This window comes from Planococcus versutus (genome assembly GCF_001186155.3).
In the GTDB taxonomy this organism is placed as follows: domain Bacteria; phylum Bacillota; class Bacilli; order Bacillales_A; family Planococcaceae; genus Planococcus; species Planococcus versutus.
In genome coordinates, this window is the sequence record NZ_CP016540.2 from 1,730,354 (window position 1) to 1,745,537 (window position 15,184).

The window sequence follows — 15,184 nt, forward strand, 5'->3', positions numbered from 1 at the left end:
TTTATGGTGTCAGTTTTTTCTTTGCACAAAAAAAGAGCGTTTTTTCGCTCTCTCTTTATTGTTCTAATTTCACATTTGGTATTGATGTAAGCTGACCATCTTTATCGTCGTAAAAGCGTAACAAATCACCGTTGATGATCGACTCAGAATACTCAAGTTCTGTAAAGGCTTGCTCGATAAATGGCGCGCACAGTTCTTGTTCTGTCGGCTCACCAGTTTCTTTGTCGTAGCAAACATTTCCTGCATATACGACTTTATCTGTAACAAATCGACCGTCACGGAAAACTACAAATTCTTCATGTTCTTCTGAAAATAAATCCCCACCAAATTGAATATCTTTCGATGTATCAATATTCATCAGATTCATGATTGTTGGTCGCATATCAATTTGGCCACCAACTTCATCGTCAACATAGCCTTCCCCATATCCTGGAATATGAACAAAAAACGGAACTTTCTGTAACTCAGCAGACTTTAAATCGGTTACTTCTTCGCCTAGATATTGTGTCATGGCTTCATTATGATTTTCAGAAATACCATAATGATCTCCATACATCACAATTATTGAATTTTCATAAAGCCCTTTTTCTTTTAACTCATCAAAAAGAACTTTAACAGATTCATCTAAATAACGGGATGTTTGAAAATAACGATTTAAAGTTCCTGAATTTGAATCGTATTCATCAATCAATTTATCTTCTTCATCCAAGGTAAAAGGATGATGGTTAGTTAATGTTAACAAACGACTGTAAAAAGGTTGTTGCATTTCAGTCATATGATGGACGGATTGCTCCATAAACGGAATATCCTTTAAGCCCCAGTTGACTGCATTCTCTTCAGTAATATCGTAGCTTTCAATGTCATAAAACTCATCGACATTTAGCGATTCATACATAATATCTCGATTCCAGAAACTTTTTGTATTAGCGTGCTGTACATTTGTAGAATAGCCTTTATCGCCAAGGCTTTCGGCCATCGAGTCGAATGTATTGCCGCTATGCGTAAAAAACACAGCCCCGCCACTTAGTGGGTAAAGCGAATTTTCAAGCAAAAATTCTGAATCTGAAGTTTTTCCTAACCCAGTTTGGTGATAGAAATTTTCAAAATATATGGTATCCTCATCTTCTGTTAAGGAATTCATAAATGGTGTGATTGTTTGCCCGTTCATTTCCTCGTTAATGACAAAACTTTGTAATGACTCTAGCGTAACAACAATTAAGTTACGTCCTTCAGCAATGCCTTTCATCTCTTCAGAAGGTTCTATTTGATTGGCACGCACATAGCTGTTTGCTTCTACTAATTCAGACCCATCTGCAAGCGCACGTTGCGCTTGTGATTTAGATTGAATGTAGACATCATACAAATGGTAGTTGTACATTCCGAGATTTTTCACTAACATTTCACGATCAAAACTACGCGTTAGTAATTGTGGACGCTCTGTTTCAGCTAATCCCAAATTGAAAAACAAAACTGCTAAAGCCAAAATATAGTAAGCTTTGCGTTGAACCGAATTCGAGCCGATTTTACTTGGTTTTGTTTTAATAAATTTAATGGCTAGTAAAATAACAAGAACATCAGCAAAGTACAAAAGATCTGTCCAAAACACGCTAGCTGCAGCACTTGAACCTAAGTCACCAAAATTATCCGTTTGAAACAAAACAGGCAAGGTAATAAAATCATTAAAAAAGCGATAAAATGCAACGTTTCCATACAAAACAATCGATGAAATCACAGCAATTGCAACTAGGTATCGATTTTTTGCCTTGTCGCTTTTCAAAAACAATGAAATTCCGTATACAAACAACAGCATACTTAGCGGATTAATAAACAAAATAAATTCTTGCAAAAAATTATCAATAGTGATTGAAAAACTTGTTTTGTAGACGATATATGTTTTTAGCCAAGTCGCGATGATAGCAAGTGCCAGAATTGTGTGTTTCGGCCATTCTTTTTTAAGCATTCCCAGATGTCCTCCTATTCTATTAATGATTTTGAGTCTATCTTAATGATTCAGTATAAGGCATTACTGAAGTCATTTGAACTATTTGCCCTTATTTTAGACGAATGAGACATTACGAAGTTTCGTTTACCGAATTATTTTTTATCGTATTCAGATCTTTTTTGACGCAAAATGAGCATTGCCGTTGCATATTCTTGTGCAGTAATAAATTGCATGCGGTATAATTCTTTAATTTCATCTTCCATCAATCCAAGATCTGCACTGTAATCTGCTGTGTAAATGATGGTTCCGTAACGCTTTAAAAGTTGCATCACATCAAATAGGTTTTTCATTTACTTACCGCCTTCGTATCAATCATTCGACTTTCTGTATAAATGCCACCAACAGGAACATCATGGTCTTCTATCGGAATTTTTTTTACTAGCTGAAAATCAAAAGCTAAAGAACGTGTAACGCCAGGATAACACGCTAAAAAACGATCATAATAGCCTCCACCAAAACCAATTCTAAATCCTTGTTCTGAAAAAACAACACCTGGTACAATCACCAAATCAATGTCTTCTGGTTTTATGTAAAGTGTTTCAGCAACAATTGGCTCTTGCAACTTCATGTAGACGACTTCTAGTTGATCGATACGTTCGAATATTCGAAAATCCATTGTACGATCTTTAGCGTGACATTTGGGTGCTGCAACTTTTTTTCCTAATGCCCAGCACTTTTTCATTAGTTCGAATGTGTCAACTTCAGGAAAGGCTGAAATGGTCATACCGATAGTTGTCGCTGCTTGAAATACAGGATCTTCTATTAAACGGTTGATAATTTCTAGTGATTTCATTTTATATTGTTGTTCTGTCATTTGATTGAGTAAGTTCAGCATTTCTGTACGGTGCATTTTTTTATCCATTTCAACATCTTCTCCTTTAAAAAGAAAAAAGCCAAAACCTAAATTAGGTTTTGGCAATCAATGAATTACTTCGTTTCACGGTGTACTGTCATTTTGTTATCACGTGAGCAATATTTTTTCATTTCAAGACGCTCAGGGTTGTTGCGCTTATTTTTAACAGTGCTGTAGTTACGTTCGCTACATTCTGTACAAGCTAAAGTGATGTTAACACGCATCGGTATCCCTCCTAATTCTTTCAAAGATCATTTGTAAATAAGCGTGATCTATACGACTTAATTATTATAGCATATATTAAAGCAAAGTCTACTGTAATATTCCCATAAATGAGAAGTTTTTTACTTCTAGAAAATCTTCATTATTTGTTTAAATCATAATGACGTCCACGTACCAAGTAAAACAATTGTTCTGCAATATTCGTCGCGTGATCTGCAGATCGTTCCATATAACGACTAATAAAAGAAAGTTGTGTAATTTGGCTAAGTTTGTCTGGGTGCTCCCCACCCACTCGCATTAATTGACGAATCACATTTCCGTATAATTCGTCTACTTGATCATCAAGTTCAGCGATTTCTTTTGCTTTTATAACATCTTCTTCTACAAAAGCTTCAATTACTTGATTGAGCATCGCAACTGCCAGTTTTTGCATTTGCTGAATTTGAGTGATTTGAGCTAGCAATGGCTGATTGCCAATCCGAATAGTTTCTTTCGCAATGTTTACCGCATAATCTCCTACCCGTTCCATGTCTGATGCTACTTTGATTGTTACAATCAATCGTCTCAAATCAGTTGCGACTGGCGACTGTTTGGCAATTAGTAATATCACTTGATCATTAATAGTTTCTTCTAACTGATTAATTTCTTTGTCATGCTCAATAATTTCTAATGCAGCATCTACATCTTGTGTAACTAATGCTTCCATTGATTTATTTAACGCGTCAACTGCCATAGTACTAAGCGTGGTTAACTCTTCCTGAGCGGAATTTAATTCAAACTCAAATTTTTCACGTACTGACAACGCTTCCGCCTCCTTTATTAACCAAATCTTCCTGAAATGTAATCTTCCGTGCGTTTATCGGAGGGATTTGAAAAAATAGTATCAGTAAGATCATACTCGACAACTTCTCCGTTTAAGAAAAATGCAGTTTTGTCTGAAATACGTGCTGCTTGTTGCATATTATGGGTAACGATAATAATGCTATAGTCTTTTTTTAACTCTTGAACCAATTCTTCAATTTTTAATGTAGAAATCGGGTCTAAAGCTGACGTTGGTTCGTCCATCAAAATCACATCGGGCTCGATGGCTAGTGCACGCGCGATACAAACGCGTTGCTGTTGCCCGCCTGAGATGCTATAGGCATTTTCAGTTAAACGATCTTTTAGTTCTTCCCATATCGCCGCTCCACGCAAACTTTTTTCGACAATTTCATCAAGAATTTTCTTGTTTTGAATCCCATGAATTCGTGGTCCATAAGCAATATTGTCATAAATAGATTTTGGAAATGGATTGGGTTTTTGAAACACCATGCCGACACGCGTTCGCAGCTCTTCTACACCATAGTTTTGATCGAATATGTTGCGACCTCTATAAAGAATTTCACCTGAAGTTTTGACAGATGGCACTAATTCAACCATGCGATTGAGCGTTTTCAGATAAGTTGACTTACCACATCCTGAAGGCCCGATAATCGCCGTTACTTCATTTTCCAGAATTTCTAAATCAATATTCTTCAATGCATGATTCGTGCCGTACCAAAGATTAAGTTGATTTGTTTTGTAAACTGCTTTTTTTGTCAAATTGTTTGTTTGTTCTTCACGTCTTGGTGGATTTGCTATGATGATCGTCATTTAACAATGCCCCTTTCACATATTTAGCGTTAATAGCGTTTATCAAATTTATTACGAATAATAACGGCAATGGAATTCATAATTAGCAAAACAGCCATCAATACCATAATTCCAGCAGCGGCTACTGTTTGAAATTCTTGTTGTGGACGACTTGACCAATCATAAATTTGCATCGGCAACGCTGTAAATGTATCCATCACACCAGCCGGTAAAAATTGAATGATGACAGGTACACCAATAACGATTAATGGCGCTGTTTCACCAATAGCACGCGATAGCGCTAAAATACTTCCTGTTAAAATGCCTGGTAAGGCAGCCGGTAAAATGATTTTAATAATAGTTTGCCATTTTGTTGCACCCATGCCGTAAGATGCATCCCGCATTTCACCTGGAACCGATCGAATTGCTTCTTGAGCGGCAACAACTATGACTGGTAGGATCAATAAACTCATAGTAAAACCTGCTGCTAAGACACTATTTCCTAACGCCATCGCGCGAACAAATATAGTTAACCCGAGTAATCCGAATACGACAGATGGAACCCCTGCTAGATTAGAAATATTCATACGAATAAACGACGTAATGCGATTTTGTTTCGCATACTCCTCAAGGTAAATAGCCGAACCTACTCCTAAAATAATTGATGTTGGAGCCACCACCATCATCAGCCAAAGTGAACCAATAAGTGCAGCTTTAATCCCCGCTTTTTCTGGAAAGCGAGAAGCGAAATTCATCAAAAATTCTAGTGATAAATGTCCCACTCCCTGTGATACAATCCGGTATAGCAAAATAACCAATGCCAATAAAGCTAGTAATGTGGCTAATAGAAAGATGGATTGAAAAATTTTATTGATAATCAATCTACTATTCATCCGTTTGACGACTGTTTGTTGTTCAATATAGCGCATCTTAATACTCCTCCCTAAACCGTTTTGAGACATAGCTAGCGAGAATATTCATGACCATCGTAAAGACAAACAATGTAAAACCGACAGCGTAGATAGAGTAATAAATAGTTGTGCCAAATCCCGCATCTCCTTTTGACACTTGAACAATATAGGCGGTCATGGTTTGAATTGAACCGGTAAAATCTCCATCGAGCCTCGGCGTCGAACCTGCTGCCAATGACACAATCATAGTTTCGCCAATTGCTCTTGAAACTGCTAAAACGACAGATGCAATAATTCCTGAAAGTGCAGCTGGCACAGTGATTTTCCACGCGACTTCAAATTTTGTCGACCCCATCGCTAATGCACCTTCACGAATACTTTTAGGCACAGATGAAAGGGCATCTTCTGACAAAGAAGCAATCATGGGAATGATCATAATACCGACAACTATTCCGGGTGAAATCGCATTAAAAATTTTGATTGCTGGAAAAATTAATTGCAACATTGGCGTTACGAATGTTAAAGCAAAAAAACCATAAACAATTGTGGGTACTCCGGCCAATACTTCAAGTATTGGCTTTAATACACGTCGTATGTTTTCACTCGCATACTCGCTCAAATAAATCGCAGCAGCTATACCAATTGGTACAGCAACCACAATTGCAATAAATGTCACTTTCAATGTCCCGACGATTAACGGCAAAATCCCAAATTGAGCATCTTTGTTGGAAAAGGGTAACCATGTTGTCCCAAAAATAAATTCAAAAAATGGAACGCGCGTAAAAAATGTGATGGTTTCAACAATTAATGTTAAAACGATTCCAATCGAAGTTAAAACTGAAACCGATGCAATAAGAAACAACAAAATAGGAATAAGTTTCTCTGTCATTTTCTTATTTTTTTTGCTCTGTGAGCGTGCGATCATTTCTTGTACAGATGGTCGCATAACGAATCCCCTTTCAACCGCGAAAGGTGAGCAGCGGCAGCTCACCTTCAGACTAAACTAGCTACATTAGAGTTCTTTTAGCTTGCTGATCTTCCACAAACTAGATGGCAATATCTTTGTTTCTGTATTGCATGATGGCTTCATCTATAGGAAGTCGCGTAACTTCTTATTGAGCAATTTGCAAGACCTTCATCCTTTCGCTCAAAATGTTACTGATTGTTAGTTAATGCTTCTAACTTGGCTAATGCTTTATCGTATTCTTCTTGTGGCAATGCTACATATCCTACTGCTTCTGCCATCATTCCTGCATTTTCTAGTGTGTACATCATAAAGTCGTAAGCAGCTGCGTTATCTGTGAGTGCTGTATTATTCGCATAGATGAACAACGGACGCGACAAAGGAGAGTAGCCTCCTGATTCAATGGTGTCTTTTGTAGGTTCGATGCCATCAATTGAAACTACTTTTAAGGTATCTTGATTCGCCACATAATAGGCATAGCCGAAGAATCCAACAGCGTTAACATCTGCTTGAATGCCTTGAACCAATGTGTTGTCATCTTCGGAAAGAGTTGCTGAGCTGACTAAGTCTTCATCTTCTAAAATCACTTCGTTAAAATAATCGTAAGTTCCTGAATCTGTGCCTGGTGCATAAAAGATCACTTCTTCATCTGGCCATTCCGAGTTAATATCGGACCATTTTTTAGTCGTGCCGTCTTCTATCCAAAGTTTTTTCAAATCTTCAACGGTTAAGTTTTCCACCCAGTCGTTTTCTTGACTAACGACTACTGATAATCCGTCATATGCAAGTTGGAATTCTGTATAGTCAATGCCTGCCTCTTTTAGACTTGCAACTTCTTCTTCTTTTATCGGACGAGAAGCGTTAGAGAAATCCGTTTCACCTTGGATGAATTTTTCAAATCCCCCTCCTGTGCCTGACGTTCCAACCGTTACTTGTACATCTGGTTGAGCGCCGGCATACTCTTCGACAACACCTTCCATAATTGGTGCTACAGTTGAAGATCCATCACCTGATACCATGCCTTCAACAACTGCTTCTCCGGCTGTTTCTGAATCAGTTTCTTCTGTTTTAGTGCCAGTATCTGTACTGCTACACGCACCTAAAATTAAAGCTGAGCCAAGAATTGTTGACGCCATCGCAAATTTCCAGTTTCTCATATTGCTAATTCCCCCTAATGATTATGTTGTTTACATTCTCTACTCTATAGAGAGATTGTTGAGAGGATATAAAGCCTGTGTTAAGAGATTGTAAATAGCCAAACGTCACAAAAAAACCCCAAGGAATATTTCTCTATAAGAGAAGTTCCTTGAGGCTTTTGTTTATTCACCTTCAACTTTAACAGAATCGCTGTATGGCTTTTTTATTAAATTTGATGCTTCTTGTGCTTCTGTATTTTTCAATTCAAAGTATTTGTCAGCGGCAGCTCGAGCGATTTCATTATTCGCTTTTGGAACATTTCTTGGATCTGTCGTGACATATGGAATGACTACAGCATAAGCAATTTCGGGGTTTTCAAAAGGTGCATAGCCTACATGCGCAATATTAATTGCATATTCACCATTCATTTCATGATCCTTTTCATAAAAATAGACTTCTGCTGTACCAGTTTTTCCGGCAGCGGTATAAGGTGTATTGCTAAATTGCGCACGCGCTGATCCTGAACTTCCTGTGTAAACATTGTGCATCCCTTTTTGAACTTGTTCAATTTCTTCTTGTGTGTTGTTGATACGGTTCAAAATTTTCGGTTTGATAATGGTTTGGATAGGTCCAAGTGTTTCACCGTCTCGAGAAGCTTCACGAATTTCTTTGACTACGTGTGGCTCCATTCGATAACCGTCGTTTGCAATCGTTGAGATATACTGTGCCAGTTGTAAAGGTGTATAGGTATCAAACTGACCAATTGCTAAATCGAGCAGTTTCGCACCTGGTGAAGTTCCACCCATATAACCTGTCGCTTCGTTTGGCAAATCGATGCCGGTTTTTACTCCAAGACCAAATTGAGCAAACGAATTACGCATCAATGCAAAACTTTCTGGTGCTACATATAATCCTCGATTGTATTGGTACTGCGCTCCTGCAATTTTCATCGCGATTTTAAACATATATACGTTCGAAGAGCGTTCGATTGCCATTAAATCACTCATAGGAATACGGTTGAATAGTCGGGTATTAAAAATAGAGTTTTTTTGAGCAGTTCCTGCAAATTTTAAAGGCTCATCAATTTGAACTTCGCCCAATTCAACGGCATTCTGAGAATACCCAGTCAAAAGCGTTGCACCTTTGACCGTCGATCCCATTTCATGAGATGCCGTAAATGCCCCAAATGCGTAATCATACATCGCTAGTTCGCCATTATTGTCTTCGCCTAGGCGCTTGCCGACCATAGACAAAACCTCTCCCGTTTGGGGGTCCATCATCACTAAGTAAGCATCTTTAACCAATTTCGAATTCGGTAGAGATTTTAACTGCCATAATTTATCTTCCACAATCTTTTCTAGTTCACTTTGCAGTTCACTATCAATAGAGAGCACTAAATCTTTACCAGCTTTTCCTTCATCTACTGGAATGGTTTCGATGACACTTCCTCGACCATCTGTGATATTTTTCACTACCGACTTTTGACCTTGCAATACTTCTTCATATTGCTGTTCAAGAAAGCTTGTGCCAATCCGGTCGTTACGTGAATAATCGCGTGCTAAATAATAATCGAGTTTTGTAGCAGGAATACCCACTTCAGGAGTTGTCGTACTTCCCAAAATCGTCAAGTCACTTGATTTGATTCGTTTCCAATCCGTCACTGTATTAACACCTGTTAATTTCGGGTCTGTTAACCGTTCAGAAACACGCGCAAACTCTTCGTCTGTAACGCCTTCGTTTTTAATCATTTGCGGAGTTAATGCATAACCTGAAGTCATTTCCCGGTATATCGCCAAAACTTCGAGTTCTTCGTTGCTTAAACTAGCAAGCTCTTTATCGCTGATTTTGTCTCTGACTAAAGTATCTAGTTTGCGTTGCTTTTCTTTTTCAGGAATATCTTCAGCTACAATTGCTGCCTTTTCTTCTTCTGTCACTTTACTTGTAGCAGTTTCCGTATTTAATTGTATATAAAAATCCTGTTTATCTCGGAGAGTCACTTTGTCGACATCTTTTTCGATCAATTTTGCCAGTTCTTTGGCCACGATCATTTTTTCTTCACTTTTAGTCGTTTGCATGGCCGTGTAGGTAATGGCATTGACAGGCATATTGCTCACTTGAATCCGTCCTTCGCTATCAAAAATGCTTCCTCTTGGAACACTCGTGTTAACGGGAACTTCTTCTGTTCTCGCGATGGCACGTGCATAGTCTTCGCCTTTTACAATTTGAAGATAACCTAAACGCAAAATTAATAATGAAAATAAAAGAAAAATCGTGAAGAACAAAACATTCATCCGAAAGACTGTGTTTGACTGCAGTTTCACTCTGGCAAGAGAAACGCGTCTTTTTTGAGGCGGCTTCATGAGCTATTTGCTCCTTTCGCAGAAATATCCATTTATCAGTATAGCATCCAAATAAAAAAACACACACTTTTTCTGACGAAAAAGTGTGTGTAAAGTTTCAATTAAGATGTATTATTTTGCTGTTTCGTAACGGTTTAAAGCTTCTTCCCAGTTTACTAGGTTCCAGAATGCGTTGATGTAGTCTGGGCGCTTATTTTGGTATTTCAAGTAATAAGCATGTTCCCATACATCAAGGCCAAGTAATGGAGTCTTGCCTTCCATTAATGGAGAGTCTTGATTAGGTGTTGACATAATTTCAAGTTCACCGTTTGAAAGAACAAGCCAAGCCCAACCAGAACCAAAACGAGTTTTACCAGCTGCAGCAAATTTTTCTTTGAATTCGTCGAAGCTTCCAAACTTACTATTGATGGCTTCGCCTAAAGCGCCTGTTGGATTGCCGCCGCCGCTTGGAGATAGTAATTTCCAAAACAAGGAGTGGTTCGCATGTCCGCCGCCATTGTTTCGAACTGCTGTACGAATAGATTCAGGAACTGCATCTAAGTCAGAAACTAATTCTTCCACAGATTTTGAAGCAAGGTCATCGTGGCCTTCTAAAGCCGCATTTACATTTGTAATATACGTGTTGTGGTGTTTTGTGTGATGAATGTTCATCGTTTCTTTATCAATGTGTGGTTCAAGTGCGTCATACGCATAAGGTAATTCTGGTAATTCATATGCCATAATTAAATTCCTCCTTGAGTCTATTTGTCTACCTTCTTAGCGTATCAAACTTTTTAAAGCGTTACAAACATAATGCACGTCAGCACCTATTATTCAGACCTTTGACCGACTTTCACTTGCTTGTACGCTTTTTACTCACTTATTATACGGTTAAATCGTTATAAAAAAAATGATAATCATGACCACTTGAATAATACCTTTTGTAAACACTGAGGTAATAAATCCAACCACTGATCCTACACCGGAAAGAAATGATTTTTTCAGTGAAGATTTGTTAAATAAAATTTCTGCGATTAATGCGCCGAGAAACGGACCAATTAAAATGCCGATGATTGGAAGAATAAAAGGACCTACAATTAAGCCAATCGTACTACCCCAAAGTCCAGCTCTTGATCCTCCGAATTTTTTAACGCCAAAAGCATTTGCAATTGTATCTGCTCCAAATAATAATATGACGAATAAAATTTGAATTGCCCAGAACCACCAAGGCAAATCGCTAAAGCTAAAAAAGAGTCCATACATGACAAATCCCCCGAAAATAAACAACACTGAAGGTATGATTGGGTAAACTAAGCCAATAAATCCGATCACAAAACTAAGTAGAATAACAATCCAACCGATGATTTCCATCTGTGTCCCTCCCCATAAAAAAAGCTCTCTTCTATCGTGCTCTACAATTTCAAAAATGTAAAGTGTGATAAAAGAGAGCATACTAGTTTTTGTGATGTGTATCTTTTGCCTGTCAGAACTGAACAAGCACTTCTACTTTTCTTTTTCTAGGCTCGGTTTCCTAGTATGGCTTCTGCGATGTTTACTGCATGGTCTCCGATTCGCTCTAAATTACTGACGATATCGACAAAAACGATTCCTGCTTGACCTGTACAAATGCCTTCGTTCAAGCGCAGAATGTGTTTTTTACGGAATTTGCGTTCCATTTTGTCGATTAGGTCTTCTTGTTCAGCTACTTCACGAGCTAGTTCATGACTAGTTGTATCTAATGCATTCAGCGCTTTTTGAACAGTTGCAATGGTCAATGTGAACATTTCTGTTAAATCTTCCATCGCGCTTTCTGTGATTTTCACTTTGTTGTTTTCTTGGTAATCGACTAACTCGATAATATTCTCAAAATGGTCTCCGATTCGTTCAATATCACGAACAGTTTCCATCAACATTGTGTGGCGTGTAGAATCAGCCGCTGAAATAGATTCTGCTGAAATCAACACCAAATAATCCGTGATTTTGCCATCTAAGTTATTAATGGCGTCTTCCAACTGATAACCCATTTCTGCATTTTTCTTACTTTTTGTCATTAAGTATTTATACGTCTCCTGTAAACCTTGAACTGAATACTCACCCATACGCAAAATTTCTTCTTTTGCTTGTCCTAATGCAATGGAAGGAGATTGCTCGATAAAGTGAATATCCAAATGTTTTGGTTTAAATTCAATCAATACTTCTTCTCCTGGAATTGCTTTTGTGACGAGATAAGCCCAGGCACCTATTAATGGAAATTGAATAATTGTGTTGGCAACGTTAAATGAACCGTGTGCAAAGGCAATTTGCATTTTTGGTTCTAATGCCAAAACACCCGAGATCCATTCTACATAAGCTGTAAATGGAATCAGCAATATTAAGAATAAGACAGAACCGACGATATTGAATAATACGTGTACAGCTGCTGCACGCCGTGCGGCAATGGATGTTCCGAGTGCGGCAAGCACTGCTGTTATGGTCGTTCCAATATTGTCTCCGAACAGAACTGGCAATGATGCACCTAGAGTTAAGATGTTTTCATCATAAAGTCCTTGAAGAATCGCTACTGTACCACTTGAGCTTTGAACAATTAATGTAAAGACCGTTCCGACTGCAACGCCCAAAATGGGGAAATCACTCAGACTAACCGTCAAATCAATAAATGCTGGTAATTCGCGTAAAGGCTTCATGCCTCCACTCATTAACTCCATGCCGTAGAATAGACCACCAAAACCAAAGATAACTTGTCCGATGTTCTGAACTTTGTTTTTCTTGATAAAGAAAATCAATGCGGCTCCGACTGCCATGATTGGTAACGCAAAAGCACCTACATCCAATCCAATGATAAAAGCGGTGACTGTAGTCCCGATATTGGCACCCATGATAACACCTATTGCTTGTCTCAAAGTCATAAATCCGGCACTTACTAACCCCACAACGATTACAGTAGTACCTGAACTCGATTGAATTAAGACGGTCACGACAATTCCGACTAACACACCCATAAATGGATTAGTTGTAAAACGATCCAAGATGCCTCGTAGTCTATCGCCTGCTGCTTTTTGTAAAGCATCACCCATAAACTTAATTGAAAATAGGAAAATCCCTAATCCACCAAAAAAGGAAAAGAGGATTTCTTGCCAGTTCATTTCCACGATTCTTATTCAACTCCTAAACTTCATATTCACACCTAACCTATTATGCGTAGTTTACTAATAATTTGTAAACACCTTTATTGAAAATTTACATTCCCGTAACAAAGCAACGTTTTTTTCTATGATCTACGTGTTACGATTATTCTACACAATGAAAGGAAGATGAATTTGAACATCTATCAATTAGTTAAAGCGAGTTTAATGGAACCCAAAAAACAAGCGGCCGTCCGCATTATGACGATTGGAAAAATAATGCGTTTTGTTTTTATCTTTATAACTGTTTTAACCGTAGTTTCTTTTATCGAATGGGTTATTGGTTTAAACAACACATCTAGCAGCATTGATGGCTTAGTTGAATTTGTAGAAGAAATTGAGTGGCTACTTTACCCATTTGGTTTTATTTTTTTATTTGTTTCCACCACGATTTATCATTTTCTTAAAATTAGTTTGTTCGCATTAATTGGCTTAGTAATGTTAAATGCTCGTAACCGTCGTGGTGAATATCGACATTTATGGCGAACAGCCGCTCTTAGTGTCACATTTCCGACATTACTTGCATTTGTGTTAAGTTATTTTAATTTGGGTTTCGGCGTTACTTTCGCTACTAGTTTACTAACGATTTTGTATTTATACTCCGCTATTGGCTATTATCCGAAAAAACCTAGTGCACGAAAAGAATAAGTTTTAAAAAAGTTATTGCAAAAGACCAATCGGCTTCAGCCGTCTTTCTTGTCTTTTAGAACGCTACACTGCTAAAATGACTATAGGTAACAGAAGAGAGCTTGTGAATTTCGGCAAACCCGTTATTTACAGGACAAAGATGTGTGAGCTGTTTGACTATGCCACCACTAAAAAGGAGAGATTTTTTCATGAGCGAAATGACACACCGTTCAAACACACGCCCCGTAAAAGTCGGAGATTTGACGATTGGCGGCAGCAATGAACTATTTATACAAAGCATGGCAACAACAAAAACACACGATGTAGAAGCAACTGTAGCAGAAATTCTTCGACTTGAAGAAGCAGGATGCCAAATTGTTCGCGTTGCATGTCCAGACGAACGAGCTGCTTATGCGATCGGTGCGATTAAAAAACGCATTAATATTCCTTTAGTAGTAGATATCCATTTTGATTATAAATTGGCTTTAATCGCCATTGAACAAGGTGCTGATAAAATCCGCATCAACCCTGGAAACATCGGTCGTCGCGAAAAAGTAGAAGCTGTTGTAAATGCGGCAAAAGCTAAAGGTATTCCAATTCGTATTGGGGTCAACGCGGGCTCACTAGAACGTAAAATTCTTGAGAAATACGGCTATCCAACAGCCGAGGGAATGGTCGAAAGTGCGCTTCATCACATTAAAATTTTAGAAGACTTGGATTTCCATGACATCATTGTTTCATTAAAAGCATCGGATGTTAGTTTAGCAGTGGAAGCTTATGAACTGGCTGCAAAAGCATTTGACTACCCATTGCACTTAGGTATCACCGAATCAGGAACACTGTTCTCAGGTACAGTAAAAAGTGCCGCTGGTCTTGGAGCATTGTTTGCAAAAGGTATTGGCAACACACTCCGAGTATCATTAAGTGCAGATCCTGTTGAAGAAGTAAAAGTAGCGCGTGAAATGCTGAAAATTTTCGGCTTGTCCTCAAACGCGGCAACACTTATTTCATGCCCAACATGTGGACGTATTGAAATTGATTTGATTTCTATTGCCAATGAAGTTGAAGAATACATTTCTACTATTAAAGCACCTTTGAAAGTTGCCGTTTTAGGTTGTGCGGTAAATGGACCTGGTGAAGCGCGCGAAGCAGATATCGGTATTGCTGGTGCTCGTGGAGAAGGATTGTTATTCATGAACGGTAAAACGGTCCGCAAAGTTCCTGAAGCGACAATGGTTGAAGAATTGAAAATCGAAATCGATAAATTAGCTGAAGCGTATTTTGAAAAACAAGCGGCTGAGAAAAAAGAATTAGAACAACAACAAGTATAAGGTTG

Annotated in this window: 15 protein-coding genes; 2 read left to right on the plus strand and 13 right to left on the minus strand. The window is 38.2% G+C overall.

The annotated features are described in order from the left end of the window. Positions 1–55: 55 nt before the first annotated feature. The 13 genes from I858_RS08850 to I858_RS08910 form a co-directional block, all read right to left on the minus strand. Positions 56–1,960 carry an LTA synthase family protein gene (locus tag I858_RS08850; RefSeq protein ID WP_065524699.1) on the minus strand — a complete coding sequence of 635 codons (1,905 nt, stop codon included), beginning with the start codon at positions 1,958–1,960 and terminating at the stop codon, positions 56–58. Positions 1,961–2,094: 134 nt separating this feature from the next. Then, positions 2,095–2,292: a YqgQ family protein gene (locus I858_RS08855; protein WP_065524698.1), complete on the minus strand. Its 198-nt coding sequence runs from the start codon at positions 2,290–2,292 to the stop codon at positions 2,095–2,097. Continuing rightward, positions 2,289–2,864: a 5-formyltetrahydrofolate cyclo-ligase gene (locus I858_RS08860; RefSeq protein ID WP_065524697.1), complete on the minus strand. Its 576-nt coding sequence runs from the start codon at positions 2,862–2,864 to the stop codon at positions 2,289–2,291. Before I858_RS08860 ends, I858_RS08855 begins: the two co-directional genes overlap by 4 nt. A gap of 65 nt (positions 2,865–2,929) precedes the next feature. Beyond that, positions 2,930–3,079, minus strand: coding sequence for a 50S ribosomal protein L33 (rpmG, locus tag I858_RS08865; RefSeq protein WP_065524696.1), 150 nt, complete (start codon positions 3,077–3,079; stop codon positions 2,930–2,932). A gap of 140 nt (positions 3,080–3,219) precedes the next feature. Continuing rightward, positions 3,220–3,879: a phosphate signaling complex protein PhoU gene (phoU, locus tag I858_RS08870; protein ID WP_065524695.1), complete on the minus strand. Its 660-nt coding sequence runs from the start codon at positions 3,877–3,879 to the stop codon at positions 3,220–3,222. A 17-nt stretch (positions 3,880–3,896) separates the two neighbouring features. Then, a complete protein-coding gene (pstB, locus tag I858_RS08875; RefSeq protein WP_065524694.1) occupies positions 3,897–4,709 on the minus strand; it encodes a phosphate ABC transporter ATP-binding protein PstB in 813 nt (270 codons plus the stop codon). Positions 4,710–4,738: 29 nt separating this feature from the next. Continuing rightward, positions 4,739–5,617 carry a phosphate ABC transporter permease PstA gene (gene pstA, locus I858_RS08880; RefSeq protein ID WP_065524693.1) on the minus strand — a complete coding sequence of 293 codons (879 nt, stop codon included), beginning with the start codon at positions 5,615–5,617 and terminating at the stop codon, positions 4,739–4,741. Between the two features lies 1 nt (position 5,618). After that, positions 5,619–6,545, minus strand: a complete 927-nt coding sequence (gene pstC / locus I858_RS08885; protein ID WP_065524692.1) for a phosphate ABC transporter permease subunit PstC — start codon at positions 6,543–6,545, stop codon at positions 5,619–5,621. Between the two features lie 209 nt (positions 6,546–6,754). Continuing rightward, positions 6,755–7,720: a PstS family phosphate ABC transporter substrate-binding protein gene (locus tag I858_RS08890; RefSeq protein WP_065524691.1), complete on the minus strand. Its 966-nt coding sequence runs from the start codon at positions 7,718–7,720 to the stop codon at positions 6,755–6,757. Positions 7,721–7,882: 162 nt separating this feature from the next. Next, positions 7,883–10,060, minus strand: a complete 2,178-nt coding sequence (locus I858_RS08895) for a peptidoglycan D,D-transpeptidase FtsI family protein (RefSeq protein WP_065524690.1) — start codon at positions 10,058–10,060, stop codon at positions 7,883–7,885. A gap of 111 nt (positions 10,061–10,171) precedes the next feature. Then, positions 10,172–10,780 carry a superoxide dismutase gene (locus I858_RS08900; protein ID WP_065524689.1) on the minus strand — a complete coding sequence of 203 codons (609 nt, stop codon included), beginning with the start codon at positions 10,778–10,780 and terminating at the stop codon, positions 10,172–10,174. Positions 10,781–10,930: 150 nt separating this feature from the next. After that, complete coding sequence (locus tag I858_RS08905; RefSeq protein ID WP_065524688.1) at positions 10,931–11,410, minus strand: DUF456 domain-containing protein; 480 nt, start codon at positions 11,408–11,410, stop codon at positions 10,931–10,933. Positions 11,411–11,556: 146 nt separating this feature from the next. Continuing rightward, positions 11,557–13,188, minus strand: a complete 1,632-nt coding sequence (locus tag I858_RS08910; RefSeq protein WP_065524687.1) for a Na/Pi cotransporter family protein — start codon at positions 13,186–13,188, stop codon at positions 11,557–11,559. A gap of 162 nt (positions 13,189–13,350) precedes the next feature. On the opposite strand from I858_RS08910, the gene I858_RS08915 reads away from it, so the two are divergent. Beyond that, a complete protein-coding gene (locus I858_RS08915) occupies positions 13,351–13,869 on the plus strand; it encodes a DUF1189 family protein (RefSeq protein ID WP_065524686.1) in 519 nt (172 codons plus the stop codon). 188 nt (positions 13,870–14,057) lie between these two features. After that, positions 14,058–15,179, plus strand: coding sequence for a flavodoxin-dependent (E)-4-hydroxy-3-methylbut-2-enyl-diphosphate synthase (gene ispG / locus I858_RS08920; protein ID WP_065524685.1), 1,122 nt, complete (start codon positions 14,058–14,060; stop codon positions 15,177–15,179). The last annotated feature ends 5 nt before the right edge of the window (positions 15,180–15,184 follow it).

Excerpts from the sequence above, each read along its gene's own strand:
- pstA (WP_065524693.1), bottom strand. The coding sequence starts at position 5,617 with ATGCGCTATATTGAACAACAAACAGTCGTCAAACGGATGAATAGTAGA.
- pstB (WP_065524694.1), bottom strand. The coding sequence starts at position 4,709 with ATGACGATCATCATAGCAAATCCACCAAGACGTGAAGAACAAACAAAC.
- I858_RS08855 (WP_065524698.1), bottom strand. The coding sequence starts at position 2,292 with ATGAAAAACCTATTTGATGTGATGCAACTTTTAAAGCGTTACGGAACC.
- rpmG (WP_065524696.1), bottom strand. The coding sequence starts at position 3,079 with ATGCGTGTTAACATCACTTTAGCTTGTACAGAATGTAGCGAACGTAAC.
- ispG (WP_065524685.1), top strand. The coding sequence starts at position 14,058 with ATGAGCGAAATGACACACCGTTCAAACACACGCCCCGTAAAAGTCGGA.
- pstC (WP_065524692.1), bottom strand. The coding sequence starts at position 6,545 with ATGCGACCATCTGTACAAGAAATGATCGCACGCTCACAGAGCAAAAAA.
- I858_RS08850 (WP_065524699.1), bottom strand. The coding sequence starts at position 1,960 with ATGCTTAAAAAAGAATGGCCGAAACACACAATTCTGGCACTTGCTATC.
- I858_RS08900 (WP_065524689.1), bottom strand. The coding sequence starts at position 10,780 with ATGGCATATGAATTACCAGAATTACCTTATGCGTATGACGCACTTGAA.
- I858_RS08895 (WP_065524690.1), bottom strand. The coding sequence starts at position 10,060 with ATGAAGCCGCCTCAAAAAAGACGCGTTTCTCTTGCCAGAGTGAAACTG.
- I858_RS08915 (WP_065524686.1), top strand. The coding sequence starts at position 13,351 with ATGAATTTGAACATCTATCAATTAGTTAAAGCGAGTTTAATGGAACCC.
- I858_RS08905 (WP_065524688.1), bottom strand. The coding sequence starts at position 11,410 with ATGGAAATCATCGGTTGGATTGTTATTCTACTTAGTTTTGTGATCGGA.
- I858_RS08860 (WP_065524697.1), bottom strand. The coding sequence starts at position 2,864 with ATGGATAAAAAAATGCACCGTACAGAAATGCTGAACTTACTCAATCAA.
- I858_RS08890 (WP_065524691.1), bottom strand. The coding sequence starts at position 7,720 with ATGAGAAACTGGAAATTTGCGATGGCGTCAACAATTCTTGGCTCAGCT.